Source organism: Vibrio phycocola (assembly GCF_054404255.1).
On record NZ_JBTAMQ010000015.1, the window covers coordinates 77776 to 96661 of the forward strand.

The 18886-nt window shown below is 41.8% G+C and carries 12 protein-coding genes; 3 read left to right on the forward strand and 9 right to left on the reverse strand.

The window, feature by feature from the left end; all coding sequences use genetic code 11:
* The 5 genes from folC to glnS form a co-directional block, all read right to left on the reverse strand.
* Positions 1 to 1266 carry a bifunctional tetrahydrofolate synthase/dihydrofolate synthase gene (folC, locus tag ACXJY6_RS17080; protein ID WP_458769074.1) on the reverse strand — a complete coding sequence of 422 codons (1266 nt, stop codon included), beginning with the start codon at positions 1264 to 1266 and terminating at the stop codon, positions 1 to 3.
* A 44-nt stretch (positions 1267 to 1310) separates the two neighbouring features.
* Positions 1311 to 2225, reverse strand: coding sequence for an acetyl-CoA carboxylase, carboxyltransferase subunit beta (accD, locus tag ACXJY6_RS17085; RefSeq protein WP_456052583.1), 915 nt, complete (start codon positions 2223 to 2225; stop codon positions 1311 to 1313).
* Positions 2226 to 2407: 182 nt separating this feature from the next.
* Complete coding sequence (gene truA / locus ACXJY6_RS17090; protein WP_458769075.1) at positions 2408 to 3199, reverse strand: tRNA pseudouridine(38-40) synthase TruA; 792 nt, start codon at positions 3197 to 3199, stop codon at positions 2408 to 2410.
* Positions 3200 to 3289: 90 nt separating this feature from the next.
* Positions 3290 to 7609, reverse strand: coding sequence for a FimV/HubP family polar landmark protein (locus tag ACXJY6_RS17095; RefSeq protein WP_458769076.1), 4320 nt, complete (start codon positions 7607 to 7609; stop codon positions 3290 to 3292).
* Positions 7610 to 7838: 229 nt separating this feature from the next.
* The gene (gene glnS, locus ACXJY6_RS17100; RefSeq protein ID WP_458769077.1) at positions 7839 to 9506 is read right to left on the reverse strand and encodes a glutamine--tRNA ligase; all 1668 of its coding nucleotides are present in this window, start codon (positions 9504 to 9506) and stop codon (positions 7839 to 7841) included.
* Positions 9507 to 9878: 372 nt separating this feature from the next.
* On the opposite strand from glnS, the gene nagA reads away from it, so the two are divergent.
* The 3 genes from nagA to asnB all read left to right on the forward strand — a co-directional run bounded on the left by nagA (position 9879) and on the right by asnB (position 14148).
* Positions 9879 to 11018: an N-acetylglucosamine-6-phosphate deacetylase gene (gene nagA, locus ACXJY6_RS17105; protein ID WP_458769078.1), complete on the forward strand. Its 1140-nt coding sequence runs from the start codon at positions 9879 to 9881 to the stop codon at positions 11016 to 11018.
* On the forward strand, positions 11018 to 12229 hold the full coding sequence (gene nagC / locus ACXJY6_RS17110; protein WP_458769079.1) for a DNA-binding transcriptional regulator NagC: 1212 nt from the start codon (positions 11018 to 11020) through the stop codon (positions 12227 to 12229). The genes nagA and nagC overlap by 1 nt, the downstream gene beginning before the upstream one ends.
* Positions 12230 to 12483: 254 nt before the next feature.
* Positions 12484 to 14148 (forward strand): asparagine synthase B, encoded by a 1665-nt coding sequence (asnB, locus tag ACXJY6_RS17115; RefSeq protein WP_456052592.1) that lies wholly within the window; start codon positions 12484 to 12486, stop codon positions 14146 to 14148.
* Between the two features lie 83 nt (positions 14149 to 14231).
* Here asnB and rfaH read toward each other — a convergent pair whose 3' ends face one another.
* The 4 genes from rfaH to htpG form a co-directional block, all read right to left on the reverse strand.
* Complete coding sequence (gene rfaH / locus ACXJY6_RS17120; RefSeq protein ID WP_456052593.1) at positions 14232 to 14726, reverse strand: transcription/translation regulatory transformer protein RfaH; 495 nt, start codon at positions 14724 to 14726, stop codon at positions 14232 to 14234.
* Positions 14727 to 14761: 35 nt separating this feature from the next.
* Entirely contained in the window at positions 14762 to 15730 is a 969-nt protein-coding gene (gene hemH, locus ACXJY6_RS17125) for a ferrochelatase (RefSeq protein ID WP_458769080.1), read from the reverse strand.
* Between the two features lie 167 nt (positions 15731 to 15897).
* On the reverse strand, positions 15898 to 16542 hold the full coding sequence (adk, locus tag ACXJY6_RS17130; RefSeq protein ID WP_456052595.1) for an adenylate kinase: 645 nt from the start codon (positions 16540 to 16542) through the stop codon (positions 15898 to 15900).
* A 343-nt stretch (positions 16543 to 16885) separates the two neighbouring features.
* On the reverse strand, positions 16886 to 18790 hold the full coding sequence (gene htpG / locus ACXJY6_RS17135; RefSeq protein ID WP_456052596.1) for a molecular chaperone HtpG: 1905 nt from the start codon (positions 18788 to 18790) through the stop codon (positions 16886 to 16888).
* Between the last annotated feature and the right edge of the window lie 96 nt (positions 18791 to 18886).

The following is an 18886-nucleotide window of genomic DNA, read 5'->3' on the forward strand; positions in this document are numbered from 1 at the left end:
TTACATTTCTCCTTGATCTTGCCAATGGTGCAATACTTCACCAACGGTATGGAATGATCCTACAACAACGATGATATCTTGATCATCCGCGTTATCTTTTGCAGCTTGAAATGCCGATACGGGATCAGAGTAATGATTATGTTCATCAGGTATGTACTTACTTAACTCATCCGCTGTTGCAGCTCTAGGTCCCTGTAACGAGGCTGGGTACCATTGATTAATCGCTGGTAATAAAACGTTAATCGTCTCTTCAATATCTTTATCATGCAGCATACCAATAACAGCATGAATTGTTTTGCCTCGATATTGTGTCTGCAACTGCTCGACAAGGTAGCTTGCTGAGTGTGGATTATGCGCCACATCCAAGAGAATCAAAGGGTGTTGAGAGAGAACTTGCATACGCCCTTTTAATTCAACGTTTTGCATTCCCTTGATAATATTGAGATCCGACAGTTCTAACCCACTAACCCCTAACGCCATTAATGCTGTTGCGGCATTGGCTAACGGCAGATTAGGTTTTGGTAATTCAGTTAACTCATAAGCACCACTTTGCCACTGCCAAGTGTCGCCATTATCTTGATAAGTGTACTGAATCCCAACTTGAAAAAACTCAGCGCCAATCTCATCAGCATGAGCGACGACAGTAGCAGGTGGTTTGGGTTGACCACATATGGCGGGACGACCAGAACGATAAATCCCCGCCTTTTCATAGCCGATAACATTGATATCGCTGCCTAACCAATCAACATGATCGACAGCCAAACTGGTAATGATAGAGACATCATGATCAACAACATTCGTCGCATCTAAGCGTCCACCAAGCCCTACTTCAAGCACAACAACATCAACCTTATGTTGCTTGAATAACCACAGTGCCGCTAGCGTTCCAAACTCAAAAAAACTCAATGATATAGTATGACGTTGTTTCTCTATCGCCGCAAAAGCTTGGCTATGCTCATCGTCATCCAGCTCTGCGCCATTAATTCGCACACGTTCGCTATATTGAATTAAATGAGGTGAACTGTAGACACCGACACGATACCCAGCATCAATCAGAATAGCTTCGAGAATCGCACAGGTCGATCCCTTACCATTTGTTCCGGCAACGGTGATAACAACTGGAGCAGGTTTGGTTAATTTTGCATGCTGGGCAACTTTCTCGACTCGTTCGAGCCCAAGATCAATGGCAGAGGTATGAATAGTAGATAGATAATCAAGCCACACCGATAAAGGAGATGTGGCTTGTGGGGTAGAATGAGTAGTCATCTAACTAGAACCATATATGTAAGGTGGTTTGGTTAGCGATTACTTTACTCTTTTTCGTCGGTTTCTGATACTTCTGAAACCTCTTGTGGTTCATTTTCCTCAATCGTGAGATCAAAGTTAGTCAATTTCGCCACAATGCCCGCAATGCGCTCTTTCATTTCACGGCGATCAACAATCATATCAATTGCACCATGCTCTAAAAGAAACTCACTACGTTGAAAACCTTCAGGCAATTCTTCTCTCACGGTTTGCTCGATAACTCGACGTCCCGCAAAACCAATCAATGCTTTAGGTTCTCCGATGTTGATGTCTCCTAGCATAGCCAAGCTTGCTGACACACCACCTAACGTTGGGTCGGTCATAACAGAAACAAACGGTAATCCTTTTTCGGATAAACGCTCGAGTGCCGCACTGGTTTTTGCCATTTGCATCAGCGACATTAACGCTTCTTGCATTCGAGCCCCACCACTAGCAGAGAAACAAACCAGTCCACAATTGGCTTCGATAGCCGCTTCAACAGCTTTCACAAAACGAGCACCAACGACCGATCCCATTGAACCCGCCATGAAAGTGAATTCGAATGCTGAGACTACGATCGGCATTCCATACACTTCGCCTTTCATTACGATCAAGCCATCGCTCTCTCCACTTGCTTTCTGAGCGGCAGAAATACGATCCTTATAGCGCTTAGAATCTTTAAACTTTAACTTATCTTGTGGCTCTAATTCAGAACCAATCTCGACACGGTTTTGTTGATCCAAGAAAGCATCAATACGCGGGCGAGCTTTCATACGCATATGATGGCCGCACTTAGGACAAACATCTAAATTACGTGCAAGTTCCGCGTTATAAAGAACTTGATCACATGACGTACATTTAGTCCACACACCTTCTGGAATGCTTGCTTTACGTGAATTAACAATATTACTTTTTTCTAAAATCTTTTCGAGCCAACTCATGAAAGACCTTTATTTAGTAGCTCTTTCGCATTACGCGAAAGATAATGTTTCGGAAATGATTCGCTGTGGATTAAACCACATAAACCTCAATCTGTAGATAAAAAACTGGTTGTACCTATAACAATTATTCTATTTTTAGCTAACAATACTTAGTATTTTTAGTTAAAGGTAAGTCAACTCGACTATAAATTTTCGGGTAAAAACAGAGGACCAATGGCGTGCTTTGGAATACCAAAGGACTCAGGATAATCGACATCCACTAAATACAACCCTTCTGCTTTTGCAGTGGCACCAGCGAGCTTTCTATCTTTTGCTTTTAGCAACCAATCAATCCACTCTATCGGTTGTTCCCCTCTCCCAACCACCATCAAACTGCCAACAATATTTCTTACCATATGATGTACGAAGGCGTTTGCTTTTACATCAATCACGACATAGTCACCATGTCGTGTAACATTTAAGTGAATAACATTGCGCCAAGGTGAACGAGATTGACAATGCGCCGCGCGAAAAGAAGAAAAGTCATTCTCTCCTAGCAAGTATTGCCCTGCTTGATGCATTTTCTGCTCATCTAACTCAACATGATAGTGACTGACACCAGTCGATAAAATTCCAGGTCGCAGCTTATGGTTATAAATGATATAGCGATAGCGGCGTGCGGTTGCTGAAAAACGAGCGTGAAATTCATCTGAAACTTCGGTTGCCCAACGAACTGCAATATCTAATGGCAAGTTGGCGTTAGCACCCATAGTCCAAGCCACTAATTTTCGTTCGACGTTAGTTTCAAAGTGAACCACCTGACCAGTTCCATGAACTCCAGCATCAGTGCGCCCAGCACAAAGCACGTCGATTGGGCTGTTTGCGACAACAGAAAGCGCTTTCTCAAGCTCCTGTTGCACGCTATTCACTTCTTTTTGACGCTGCCAACCATAATAGGCTGAACCATCATATTCAACGCCTAACGCTATTTTCATTTTTACTATCTTTTGCCAAATTTGGCGCAGCAGTATAAACGCTTATTGGCCAAATTTCTAATCCGTTTATATTGACTAGGTCTCGATGAATTAACGATTTTTCATAGAATCAATCAAATGCTTAGCTTCACGTCGAATATCTTCATCACCATCCACGATTGCCTTCTCGAGCAGCTGAATAGCACCTTTCTCGTCATTCATCTCTAAATAAATCTTGGCGAGATCCAATTTTCCGGCCGCTTCAGAATTACTATCTACGTCGACATCATGAATCTCACCAATCACATCAGGGAATTCATCTAACCCCACATCAAGCTTTAACTCCTCCGGCACAGATTCATCACCCTCTTCAAGGTGCGACATCAATTCTCCGATGGTTTTATACTTCTCCAGTTCAACGCCACTATCGATGTCGTCTTGCTCATCCCAATTTTCATTTTCGATTTCAGGATCGAGATTTTGCTCGCTTTGCCATACTGCTTTTTCTTCAACATCAATATCATCGTCAATGGCTAGCTTTTGCTCTTCAGATAGCGTAAATCCGTTCCAGTCTTCTCCGCTTACATCAAACATGGCATCCATATCGATACCACTGCTTGCGACCATCTCATCGCTAGGAGAGTCTATTTTTGCGAACGGACCTGAATCCGCATCATCATCCAATAATCGTTCGAGTTCAGATTCATCAAATTCGGTTCTCGGCAAGTCACCAAATAATGCATTAGCATCATCTTCGTTGAATTCTGGTAAATCACCATCTTCTAGTTCAAGAAATTCAGCTTGATTCGATTCTGAAGTAAATGCACTTTCATCTTCGCTTTCACCAAGATCCAAATCGTTAGCATTAAACCCAGCAGACTCTAAAGCATCGTCTTCACCGAACTCTGGCAACTCATCATCACTAATATAATCAGGCTCATCATTCGGTGTTTCTGTTTCTGTTTCTGTTTCTGTTTCTGTTTCTGTTTCTGTTTCTGTTTCTGTTTCTGTTTCTGTTTCTGTACCATCAAATGTTGACTCAGACACTTCGTCAAGCGATGTATCTAAAGAATCTTGGTGATCATCTGAAGTTTCTGTGGTTTCTTCAACATCCAAATTGGTGGTTGTTTGTGATGAAACCTCATCTTCATGACCTAACGATGCTTGACTAGAATCTGCTTGAACGCTTTCTTCTGAATCAATCGACAGCTCGGGTTCAACACTACCCCAATCATCGTCTTGTGGTACACCAAACTCATTTTCAACGGCTTCAGGTATACTGCCTTGACCACTTTTCTCTTCAATTTCAGAAGGTTGAATATCGGAACTAAGTTCAGTGACATCGTCAATATCAATCGCATCGCCAATAACTTCAGGTTCATCAGGCTCGGCTTCAAAATCAATCTCATCAAGTAACGGGTCTGCGTCAGGATAGCTATTCTCTAAATCCTTAACAAATTCATCACTATCAAATTCGTCAGCGGTCGCCTCTAGCTCTGTGGGTTCATTGAATTGACTTTCATTCGTCGATGGGGCCTCATCCGACTGCTGCTCTTCACTATCCGACTTTTCCTCAAGATCGTCAGCAACAGGTTCAAGCTCTTCGATTGCTGTTGGTTCTTCTACATCTAATGCAGTTTCGACTTCTTCTTCATCAACTGACTCTGCAACGACTGTATCAATAATATCATCGTGATGCGTGGTATCGAGCTCATCAACTTTTAGTTCCGTTTCCTCTTCTAAACTTTCACCTTGTTCTGGGTCACGATCAAGTTCTGCATCTAAATTGGGTTCGTCTTCACTGCTTAGATCAGCGATGTCATCACGTAATTCAGAATCAACTTCACCAGATTCCAATTCAGGATCTAAGCTTTCATCATCTGATATCTCAAGCTCAATCTCTTCATCTAGATTCGTTTCTTCGGCACTCGCTAAATCCGCGACATCCTCTAAAGAGGAATCGGCTTCACTATCTAGATCAACACTTTCATCAAGCAGTCCCGTATCAAGGTCGTCGGCAACTGATTCTGACTCTGCCTCTTCATCATCAGATAAGTCAAAATTAAGGTCATCTTCGACAGAAGTTTCGTCGTCACTGTCTAAATCGATGCTTTCATCAAGCAGTCCCGCATCGAGGTCGTCGGCAACTGATTCTGGCTCTGCCTCTTCATCATCAGATAAGTCAAGGTCACCTTCGACAGAAGTCTCGTCGTCACTGTCTAAATCAACGATTTCATCAAGTAATGCACTATCAAGATCGTCGGCTACGGCTTCTGTTTCTGAACCTTCATCGTCTGACAGATCGAAACCAAAACCATCCTCTAGATCCGTATCGCCATCGCTGTCTAAATCAACGATTTCATCAAGTAATGCGCTATCAAGATCGTCGGCTACGGCTTCTGTTTCTGAACCTTCATCGTCTGACAGATCGAAACCAAAATCATCCTCTAAATCCGTATCGCCATCGCTGTCTAAGTCAACAATTTCATCAAGCAATGCGCTATCAAGATCGTCGGCTACGGCTTCTGTTTCTGAACCTTCGTCGTCTGACAGATCGAAACCAAAATCATCCTCTAGATCCGTGTCATCATCGCTGTCTAAATCAACGATTTCATCAAGCAATGCGCTATCAAGATCGTCGGCTACGGCTTCTGTTTCTGAACCTTCATCGTCTGACAGATCGAAACCAAAATCATCCTCTAGATCCGTATCGCCATCGCTGTCTAAGTCAACGATTTCATCAAGCAGTGCGGTATCGAGTTCGTCGGTAACCGAATCTGACTCCCCTTCGTCATCGTCTGATAAGTCGAAACCAAAATCATCCTCTAGATCTGTAATACCATCATCGTCATCGTCGAGATTAAAGCTTTCATCGTCTCCACCGCCCATCAACTCATCAATCATTGCTTGGTCGATACTGCTTTCTGGCTCACTTTCTGTAGCTTGATCTGTGCCCTCTTGTGCCAATAAAGCTTCGATGTCATCATCACTCACAATGGCATCATTGCTATCATCTTCGTCATCTGATAGGTCAAACAAATCGTCAACTGAATCATCGTCTTCATCTGATGCTATCGACGCGTCTTCAAGAGCTCTCTCCATCTCTTCTAGGCCGAGAGCCTTATCATCACCATTAACGCTTATACCGTTAGTACTTTCAGGTAAATCATCGAAGTCATCAAGACTGGTTGTGTCTAAATCACCATCATCGTCAATCCCTGCAAAAATATCGTCTTCGTCAGGATCAAGATTTAAATCAAGATCTACATCATCAAGTGCGGCAAAAACATCATCTTCTTCTTGCGCATCGTCAACAGCAACTTCGTCGCTTTCCTCTTCTTCAGCATCTTCCGTGACGGCGAAAAGATCATCATCGAGTTTAAGATCATCTAACTCACCGTCGTCTGTCGCCGCAGCTGAGCCAACGGCAACAGCCTCAGGTGCTAGCGGCTGAGCTTCAGCAACGACCTCTTCTTCCGTTTTCTTGCCTTTACGACCAAGTAGTAACACCAAGATTAACGCGATCAATAAACCAGGAACGAGTGCGAGACCACCAACTATCCACCAGTTATCGAGTAACATATCCAACGAAGTTGGTGTGACACGTTCAACCTCTTCCTTCTGTGCTCTCTCTTCACTTAATGCGCGCTCTACTTCTTCACGAATTCTTCCTTCATCATCAAGCGCACTTTTTAACGCATCCACTTCGTTTTGTACTTTTGTTAGTAAAACAAGTAAGCGATGATTTTTTTCTTCAAGTTCAGAAAGCTCCGATGCCGATAAATTGAGTTTTTCTTCTAGCTCGGACATATCTGGTGTCTTATCCAATGCTAGCTTGGGCGCTTCTTTTGTCAGGTCAGGAATAACGATCGGTGTTGCAATCGGTGCTGGCTCAACTGGAACGTCCGGTTTAGGTGGAATTGGCTGCGTTGATGCCACTTCTTTTTCCGGAGTAACCGTCTTCGTTGTCGTTTCTATCGCGATGGTTTCAACTACAACCGGGGCGGCTTTTATTCGCGGTTTCGATTGAGCATCCAATTTTGCTTGATGCGCTTTCATAATTTGAACTGCGCTTGCCGTAGATACTCGAGCAACCTGTGCGGTTGAAGGTACACGCAGTACACTACCGGGAATCAAACTATGAATATTCTGATCTTCAAATGCTTGAGGGTTCAGTTGGAATATAGCCAGTAGCATTTGCTGGACGGTAAATTCTGGTGAAGGGCGCAATGTAGACGCAACTGACCAAAGCGTATCTCGGTTATCGGTCGGACCGTAAAATCTTGAAGGCTCAGTGATCTGGCTATTCTGTGTAGATAAGCTTGATTGATTTGTGCCAGTAATCCGAACAGTGTCGGCACTAACAAAAGAAACATGAGTCACGATCATAATCGTGAGAGGCAGCAACAGACGTGTAAAACTAAGACGCATAAAAGGCTCTGCTATTGTGCTTATAAAATATAAGTGAAAAATATAGTCTCGTTACTATATCGAAATAATGACGCAAAACTATAGACTAAAAAGAAAAAAATAGGCTTACCAACAATAATTGACTAAAGCTCACATTATTTCTTACAGCAAAAAATTCAGCGCTTCCCATATAAAGAATAGTAAAAAGCCAGCGAATTCGCTGGCTTTTAATCGAAATGCTTAGAAATGTTTAACCATTACTAATTTTTGCCCATGTATCTCGCAACCCAACCGTGCGATTAAACACCAAAGATTCAGCACTTGAGTCTTTATTATCTAGGCAAAAATAGCCTATGCGCTCAAACTGGTAACCTTCTTCTGGTTTGGCATTTAGCAAGCTTTTCTCAACATAACCGGAAACCTTAATTAAGGAATCAGGGTTTAATGTTTCTCCAAACTCTGCCGATGCGGGATTAGGAATAGTGAAAAGCCGGTCATACAATCGAACTTCTGCAGGTACACTTTCAGAAACCGAGACCCAATGAATCACCCCTTTTACTTTACGACCGTCAGCTGGGTTTTTCCCCAACGTCTCACTATCGTAAGTACAGAAAATCGTCGTGATATTCCCTTGCTCATCTTTTTCAATTCGCTCAGCTTTAATCACGTAGGCACCACGTAAGCGCACCTCTTTTCCTAACACTAAGCGTTTGTATTTTTTATTCGCTTCTTCGCGGAAATCTTCACCTTCAATCCAAACTTCACGACTAAATGGAACTTGTCTCTCGCCCATCTCTGGCTTATTCGGATGATTTGCAACGGTTAACATTTCGACTTGATCTGCTGGGTAGTTTTCAATCACAACCTTTACCGGATCAAGCACAGCCATTGCTCTTGGTGAATTTTCGTTAAGGTCATCACGAATACAAGATTCAAGTGAACCATACTCAATCATGTTGTCCTGTTTGGTTACCCCAATGCGCTTACAAAATTCACGGATGGACGCTGGTGTAAAACCTCGACGTCTCAGTCCAGAAACCGTTGGCATACGTGGATCATCCCAGCCATCGACTAACTTTTCGGTGACAAGCTGATTTAGCAGACGCTTAGACATTACCGTATATTCAAGGTTAAGGCGACTAAACTCATATTGATGTGGTTGGCATTCAATCGTTATGTTCTCCAATACCCAATCGTATAAACGACGGTTATCTTGGAATTCTAGAGTACATAATGAATGAGTGATTCCTTCCAATGCATCGGAAATACAGTGCGTAAAATCGTACATTGGATAGATACACCACTTATCACCCGTTTGATGATGAGTAGCAAAACGAACGCGGTATAATACTGGGTCACGCAGTACCATAAATGACGACGCCATATCAATTTTCGCACGTAAGCACGCTTTCCCTTCTTGGAAACCACCATCACGCATCTTTTCGAACAACGCTAAGTTTTCTTCAACCGAACGTTCACGGTATGGACTTGGTTTTCCTGGCCGAGTTAACGTACCGCGATATTCACGAATCTCATCAGGAGTCAGCTCTTCGACGTAAGCGAGTCCTTTTTCAATCAGTTCAACAGCAAAACCATAAAGGCGATCAAAATAATCTGACGAATAGCAAATATCGCCAGCCCACTGGAAACCTAACCATTGCACATCTTTTTTAATCGATTCTACGTACTCTAAGTCTTCTTTTTCAGGATTAGTATCATCAAAGCGTAAATTACACTCGCCTTGATAGTCCTGAGCAATTCCGAAATTCAAACAAATAGACTTAGCGTGCCCAATGTGCAGATAACCATTTGGCTCTGGTGGGAAACGCGTATGCACACTTGTGTGTTTGCCTTCCGCCAAATCTTTATCAATAATTTGACGAATAAAATTCGATGGACGAGCCTCAGCTTCACTCATCTATAACACCTCAATATAGTAACTTAATGGCCGACTGAATCGGTTAGTATAGGACTATGATCCACAATTATTTATTAATTCTCAACACAATATCAGGATAAATTGAAATTATTTTATTCTCTCCATCAATCTTAGTTTCTATTATAGTTTCGATTCGATGTACTACTCCGATTTGACCTAACCAAACAAGCGCAATCTATGACTCATTTCCATTCAGAGATATCCGACCCAAATAGCGGATTAATTTCTGATATTACTGCTATCTTGTCTTCCATGTTACACTATCTGGCAAGCGTAAAAATGTGGCATTAACCTAATGAATACGTTGAAACAATTCAGTAAAAACACCAAGAATTTAAGGCAGGACATGGTATGACTTATGCTCTAGTGAATGGCGTAATCTATACAGGTGAACAGGTTTTTGAACATTCAGCCATTATCGTTAGTGGTGACAAAATTCTTGATATTGTTCCAATTGAAAAACTGGACAACCAGATCGACACGATCGATCTCGACGGAGCAACCATATCTCCAGGGTTTATCGACCTCCAACTTAATGGCTGTGGTGGAGTTATGTTTAACGACAACATTAGCGTCGACACACTTCGTATCATGCATAATGCCAATTTGCACTCAGGATGTTGCCAGTTTCTACCAACTCTAATCACATCGACGAACCAAGACATGGTTGCAGCAATCAACTGTGTCAGAGACTATCAACAACAATTCCCTAACCACATTCCCGGCATTCATCTCGAAGGGCCATATATCTCAATAGAAAAAAGAGGCATACACAATTCTGAGCATATTCGGAAAGTCGATCCTGAAATGCTTGAATTTCTACTTGAAAACCGTGATGTTATAAAAAAGATTACTTTAGATCCGGAAAATAACTTATCCACCATTAAAACTCTTTCTGATTGTGGAATTATCGTATCACTCGGACACAGCAACTGTTCTTTTTCTCAAGCTAAGGAAGCATTTAGCAATGGAGCTAGCTTTGTCACCCATCTTTTTAACGCAATGAGCCAATGGAGTGGACGCGAACCGGGCTTAGTTGGTGCTGCATTTGATACACCCAGTGTTTACGCTGGAATAATCGCAGATGGTCATCACGTAGACTATGCTAGCATTAGAGTTAGCCATAAAATCATGACTGACCGCTTGATATTAGTGACCGATGCCACAGCTCCTGCAGGCTCGGAGATCGATAACTTTCTTTTTGTAGGGAAGAAAGTATATTACAAAGATGGCAAGTGTATTGATGAAAATGGCACTCTCGGTGGTTCTGCGCTTACAATGATTGAAGCAGTGCAGAATTGTGTTGAACAGGTTGGTATCCCTTTGGATGAAGCATTAAGGATGGCAACTCTTTATCCAGCGATGGCGATCGGCATTGATACAGACTTTGCTACTATTGAAGTAGGAAAATTCGCCAACCTCACAATTTTTGATAATCAATATAACGTCTTAGCCACAGTCGTTAATGGGCATTACGAGCAAAATAAATAATGAATGGTACTCAAAAAGGTAATGTAGATTTAGTTAAGCAGCTCAATGGTGCAGCGGTATACCGTTTAATCGACCAATACGCTCCAATTTCTCGAATTCAAGTCGCTGAAGTGAGTCAACTTGCGCCAGCCAGTGTCACTAAAATAACACGCCAATTATTGGAACGGGGGCTCATTAAAGAAGTTGCACATCAAGCTTCAACCGGTGGCCGTAGAGCTATCTCACTTGAAACCGATGTGACACCATTTCATTCCGTTGCTGTACGTTTAGGACGTGATTACATTCAACTTAGTCTCTACGATCTCGGTGGCAATGAGCTGTTTTCAAATTACTACGAGTTCCTTTACTTACGCCAAGAAGATTTAACTGATGGTTTGCTCCACTACATCAAAGAGTTTCTCATTCAAGCCGATCATCTCATCGACAAACTCATCGCGATTGGTGTTGTTCTTCCTGGTTTAGTTAATCCCGAGAATGGCGTCGTTGAATATATGCATAACATCGATGTTGATGCGTTATCTCTGGGTGACATTATTGGCGATCACTTTGGTGTGGAGTGCTTTATTGGTAACGATATTCGAGGCCTTGCACTCGCCGAGCACTACTTTGGAGCGAGTCGTGACAGTCAGGACTCCATTCTGATTAGTGTTGGTCGTGGTACAGGGGCTGGCTTAATCGTCAATGGAGAAATATTCCTAGGGTATAATCGAAATGTCGGTGAGATAGGACACATTCAAATCGATCCACTCGGCGCTCAATGCCAGTGTGGTAATTTTGGATGTTTGGAAACCGTGGCATCAAACCCAGCGATTGTTCGCCGAGTGAATCAATTATTGCAGCAAGGGTATTCTTCAACACTGTCTGACGTTGAAAATATCACGATTGATGATATTTGCCGTCATGCCAACCAAGGTGATGAACTCGCTCGCCAAACCTTAATCAAGGTCGGCAATCAATTAGGCAAGGCAGTTGCTATCACAGTGAACTTATTCAACCCACAAAAAATTATTATTGCCGGTCAAATTACCAATGCTCAAGAGCTTATCTTTCCCGCTCTTGAACGGAATGTGCAGAATCAGTCTTTAAAGGCATTCCATAAAGACCTTCCAATTGTAGAATCACAAATTTACGCCAAACCCACCATTGCTGCATTCGCTATGATTAAACGTGCAATGCTCAATGGCGTGTTACTGCAAAAGTTAATGGATTAGATAAATACGTATTTTACACCACCTCGACTTTGCTCGTTATGTGCGTGTCCAGCAGAGAGCCACTGACCTAAGATTGATGTGGCGTTGCTATTTTATACAGCAATTAAATTTCATTTATAAAACATCACGATTTGGTGAATATTATTTAACTAGCTAATGTTTATTTAATAATAAACATACTTTTAGGTTGATTTTTTTAACCAAGATGGCAAATTTAACCCAAATCGTTATAGAACAACTAAAAAGGAATGAGTATGTGTTCAATATTTAGCATTCTGGACATCAAATCAGGCGCAGAGGCACTGCGTCCAATCGCTCTAGAAATGTCTAAAAAACTTCGCCACCGTGGACCTGACTGGTCTGGAATTTACTCTAGTGAGCGTGCCATTCTTGCGCACGAGCGCTTAGCTATTGTTGGTGTAAATAGTGGCGCTCAGCCTTTAGTTAGCCCAAATGGAAAACACATCCTAGCGGTAAACGGTGAAATCTATAACCATAAAGAGATTCGTGAGCGCTACAAAGATAAGTATGAATTCCAAACTGATTCAGACTGTGAAGTTATTCTTGCTTTGTATCAAGAGTTGGGCAATGAACTTTTAGAAGAACTAAACGGCATTTTCGCATTTGTTCTTTATGATGAAGAGAAAGACCAGTACCTAGTAGGTCGTGACCACATTGGTATCATCCCAATGTATCAAGGTTATGACGATAAAGGTAACTATTACATTGCATCAGAAATGAAAGCACTCGTGCCAGTGTGTAAAACAATCAGTGAATTTCCTCCTGGTTCTTACTATGGTTCTGAAGATGCAGAGCCAGTTCGTTATTACACGCGTGATTGGAACAGCTTTGATGCAGTAAAAGACAACTCAAGTAGTAAAGAAGAACTCACAGACGCACTAGAAGCGGCGGTTAAGCGTCAGTTGATGACCGACGTGCCATACGGCGTACTTCTTTCTGGCGGACTTGATTCTTCTATCACATCAGCCGTTGCTAAACGTTTCGCAGCAATGCGCATTGAAGATGATGAACAATCTCAGGCATGGTGGCCACAATTGCACTCGTTTGCAATCGGACTTGAAGGTGCACCAGATCTAAAAGCCGCTCGTGAAGTAGCCGACAAATTGGGTACAGTTCACCACGAAATGACCTATACAATCCAAGAAGGCTTGGATGCTATTCGTGATGTTATTTACCATATTGAAACTTACGATGTCACCACAATCCGTGCGTCTACGCCTATGTATCTGCTAGGCCGTAAGATCAAAGCTATGGGCATCAAAATGGTACTTTCTGGCGAAGGTGCTGATGAGATTTTCGGGGGTTACCTATACTTCCACAAAGCGCCAAACCCACAAGAGTTCCACGAAGAAACCGTTCGTAAACTGCTTGCATTGAATATGTTTGATTGCGCACGAGCAAACAAATCGTTAGCAGCTTGGGGAATTGAAGGTCGCGTTCCTTTCTTAGATAAAGAATTTATCGACGTAGCAATGCGCTTGAATCCAAAAGACAAGATGTGTGGTAATGGTAAAATGGAAAAACACATTCTACGTGAGTGTTTTGAACATTACCTACCAGACTCTATTGCTTGGCGTCAAAAAGAGCAATTCTCTGATGGTGTCGGCTATAGTTGGATCGATACACTAAAAGAAACAGCTGAAGCGAAAGTAACCGATGAGCAAATGGAAGCAGCGGAATTCCGTTTCCCATACAACACGCCGACCACCAAAGAAGGCTATGTTTATCGTGAAATTTTTGAAGAGCTCTTCCCTCTGGCATCAGCAGCAGAATGTGTCCCAGGTGGTCCATCAGTAGCTTGTTCTTCTGCAAAAGCGATTGAATGGGATGAGTCATTTAAAAACTGTGCTGATCCATCAGGACGCGCAGTGAAAACGGTACATAACGAAGCATATTAATTTCGTTATCGTTTGACCTTTCATCCATTAAAAAGAGGCGCTTTAAAGCGCCTCTTTTATTTTTATATAAAATATTTTATCAATTAGTTCAAATGCAAATCACGATTATCAATACTCATCGAAACATCTTGATTAATCATCTTCACCAGCATAAATGAGCGTTTTTCACCATCTGATTCTTGATAGATCGCTTCTATTCCTGCGAACTGACCTGATTTAATCTGAACTACATCACCATGTTTTGGCAAATTGGTGGGTGTAGATTCAAACTCAGGGAGAAAACTACGCAATTCATCAATTAGTGACGAATCGATAACTGTAGGATGAGAGCCAAATCGGATAAAGTCGGTTACCCCTCTAGTGGAACGCACTGTCGTAAACGTTGGTCCTTTCTCAAAATCAAAGTAAACAAAAACATAAGATGGAAAAAGTGGTTCACTCGTCTTCTTCTTTTTCCCGCGTACTATTTTTTCGACTTCAATTTCAGGGTAAAAGCATTCCACACCCTGATTTTCTAGGTGCATTCTTGCTCGTGGCTGCTCACCGCGCTTACAATATACCAAATACCACTGTTTCATATGCACTCACTATAACTATCAGTAAATTATTAATCTTAATTTTTAATTTTTAATTTAATCATGTCAGCCATCATTTCTATATGATCTAAATTATCATTCAAACAAGGTATATATTGGAATGATTCGCCACCTGCTTCTAAATAAATTGTTTTGCATTCTTCAGCAAGTTCTTCAAGGGTTTCCAAGCAATCAACAGAAAACGCTGGAGCCATAATATCCAACCGTTTTACTCCCTGAGACGGCAGTTTTTCCAACGTTTTATCCGTATAGGGTTGTAACCACTCTTCCCTTCCAAAACGAGATTGGTACGTCATTCCAAGCTGATCTTCAGTTAGGCCTAGCTCTTCACCGAGAAGTCGTGTTGTTATCTCACAATGCTCTGGATAAATATCTCCATTGTCTGCAAAACGCTTAGGGATACCATGATACGAGCAAAGCAAATAATCACCTTGACCATTCTCTTCCCAAAACTGACGAACACTATTTGCAAGTGCCTTGATATAAAGTGGGTGCTGACAATAGTCACGAATATACGAAATCTCAGGAACGACTCGAGTAGAGGCTAGAGCTTTCGCGATTCCGTCATAAACGGCTGCAGTGGTGGTCGCAGAATATTGAGGATAAAGAGGGAGTATCACTATCGAGTCGGCACCACGTTCTCTAAGGCGCTCTAGGCCATCGGGCAAACTAGGGTTTCCGTATGCCATACCCAATTCAACAGGTATATCTAGTATCCGCTCTAATGCTTCACGTTGGCGTTTCGAATACACCAACAACGGAGACCCTTCTTCCATCCACACTTGTTGGTACAATTTTGTCACTTTAGGGGCTCGAATAGGCAATATAATTCCATGAAGCAAGGGACACCAGATCCAGCGACTCAAATCAACGACGCGTTTGTCATGTAAGAATTGACTTAAAAAACGTTTTATCGATGGCACCGAAGCTTCGTCAGGTGTACCCAAGTTCACTAATAACACACCGAATTTTTTCACTGAAGTCATACTATCCCTTCTACCCATCATACTAAGACAAGTGCTTATATTCTCTTCAATTGAAATCTATTATGAATGATCAAAAGAAAAATCTATATGAATATTAACATTTTAAAATGAAAAAAGCGGCCATAAGGCCGCCTTTCATATATTCAAATCACGATAACGTTCGAGTTTTAGCCAAGTGATTTTTCAATGTCTGCACTGACTTCAGAAACTTGCTTAGTACCGTCAAACTTCAAGTACTCAGTCGCACTTGTTTGAGCCGCTTTACCATAGTATTCGATCAATGGTGCCGTTTGCTCATGATAAACACCTAAACGGGCGCGAACGGTTTCTTCTTTATCGTCATCACGAACGACCAGATCTTCGCCAGTAACATCATCTTTTCCTTCCACTTTAGGTGGATTGTAAACTTGATGATACGTACGACCTGAAGCTAGGTGAGCACGTCGCCCAGCCATTCGTTCAACAATCACGTCATCTGCTACATCGAATTCAATCACGTAATCAACTTCCACACCCATTAATTTCAAGCCATCAGCTTGAGGAATGGTACGTGGGAAACCATCGAGTAGAAAACCTTTTTCACAGTCTGCTTGAGCGATTCGCTCTTTGATTAGACCAAGAATAATGTCATCAGAAACTAGTTGTCCTGCATCAATGACAGACTTCGCTTTTTTACCTAGCTCAGTACCTGCTTTAATCGCAGCACGTAGCATATCACCGGTAGAGATCTGTGGAATTCCATATTTCTCCATAATGAATTGAGCTTGTGTACCTTTCCCTGCACCAGGAGCACCTAGTAGAATGATGCGCATGTTTAATCCTCTTTAATCAAGTGATTTATTATATCGATAATCACAATACAATGTGATTCAAAAGTAGTAATCATCACCCATGAATCTTGTATTAACACCAAAAATATCGACTTAATGTCAGTATTACTGCATAAATAGGCGTGCAAAATACACGCCTTAGCCAATACATTCAAGAACAGAAGTCTAACATAAAAGCTTTTTCATAATGGCTTCTACGACTAAAGAAACACGACACACGTGTGATTTAAGAATTTAATTGCTGTTAAGCTATTGAATAACCGTTATTTTATTTTCAAAAACACAAAAGGCTCACCACGGTGAGCCTTTTAAGTAACCGCAGCAATTAAACCTTAGTCAAAAGCTGATTTACCGCTGACAAGAACTGTGAAGGGTCTTCCATCGAGCCTCGCTCAGCTAACATCGACTGTCCAAGTAAGATTTCAACCCAACGACCAAACAGCTCTTCATCTGGTTCATCGGCCATCATCTTCACCATCGCATGCTCTGGGTTAAGCTCAAGAATGTACTTCACTTCTGGCGCAGCCTGACCTGCAGCTTCAAGCAGCTTCGCCATTTGCGTACCCATTTCCATATCATCAGTTACGACAACAGCTGGCGTCGAAGCTAACTTAAATGTTGTACGTACTTCTTTAACACGGTCACCTAGGTAGCTCTTGGTACGCTCAACAACAGACTTAAACTCTTCTTCAGTCTCTTTTTGCTTTTCCTTCGCTTCTTCGTCATCAAACTTGCTAAGGTCTAGCCCTGCTTTTGTAATCGATTGGAAAGACTTGCCATCAAATTCAGTTAAGTAATTCATTAGCCATTCATCGATACGGTCATACATCAAGACCACTTCAATACCTTTGGCTTTGAATTGCTCTAAGTGAGGGCTGTTTTTCGCAGCAGCATAACTATCGGCAGTCAGGTAATAAATAACGTCTTGATCTTCTTTCATACGCTCGATGTAGCTTTTTAGGCCAATCGTTTGTTCAGACGAATCAACATGGGTAGAGGCAAAACGCAGCAGCCCTGCAATTTTCTCTTTATTTGACATATCTTCAGCAGGGCCTTCTTTCATCACCATGCCAAATTCTTTCCAAAATGCCTGATATTTCTCTTCATCGTTATTTGACATACGCTCTAGCATCGTCAATACACGCTTAGTACAAGCGCTACGAAGAGATTGCGTCACTTTATTGTCTTGAAGAATTTCACGAGAAACGTTTAGTGGCAAATCATTTGAATCAATCAAACCACGGATAAAACGCAGATAAGATGGCATGAATTGCTCAGCATCATCCATAATAAAGACGCGTTGAACATACAGTTTCAAGCCACGTTTATGGTCACGATTCATCATGTCCCAAGGTGCTTTCGATGGAACATATAGTAAGCTAGTGTAGTCGTTTTTACCTTCTACCTTGTTATGGCTCCACACCGCTGGTTCTGCAAAATCATGAGAAATATGAGAGTAAAATTCTTTGTACTCTTCATCGCTAACATCAGACTTAGAACGAGTCCAAAGAGCCTCTGCTTTATTGATTTTTTCCCATTCTGTCTCACCGGTTTCATTTCCTTCTTCATCGCGCTTATGCGATTGAATATAAACAGGAAGTCCTATGTGATCAGAATATTTAGTGATTAATTCCTTCAAGCGCCACTCAGAAAGAAACTCACTTTCTTCTTCACGCAGGTGCAAAATAATATCAGTACCGCGAGACTCTTTCGTCACGGTTTCAATTGTATATTCACCTTCGCCTTGAGAACTCCACTGAACAGCTTGCTCTGGAGCATCTCCTGCAGTACGAGTACGTACCGTAACAGAGTCTGCAACAATAAACGAAGAGTAAAAACCAACACCAAACTGACCGATTAACTGAGAATCTTTCGCTTGGTCTTGAGATAGGTTGGCGAAGAACTCTTTTGTTCCAGATTTCGCAATTGTACCCAGATTATTAATAACATCATCTCGAGTCATACCAATGCCGTTATCTGACACGGTGATGGTTTTCGTTTCCGTGTCAAACGATAACTTAACACAAAGATCGGCATCACCATCGTAAAGGCTCGAGTCTGTCAATGCTTTGAAGCGCAGCTTGTCACCTGCATCCGATGCATTCGAGATCAATTCTCGTAAAAAGATCTCTTTATTTGAATAAAGAGAATGAATCATCAAGTTCAATAACTGTTTAACTTCAGATTGAAAACCACGAGTTTCTTTTTGATTAGCGGTTGCTTCGCTCATACTAGCTCCATGAATATATTATTTTACTTTGATCTAACCGAAAGATTATGCAAACAAAGTTGCTTTGCTAGTAAGATGTGGGTGGTGACTCGTAAA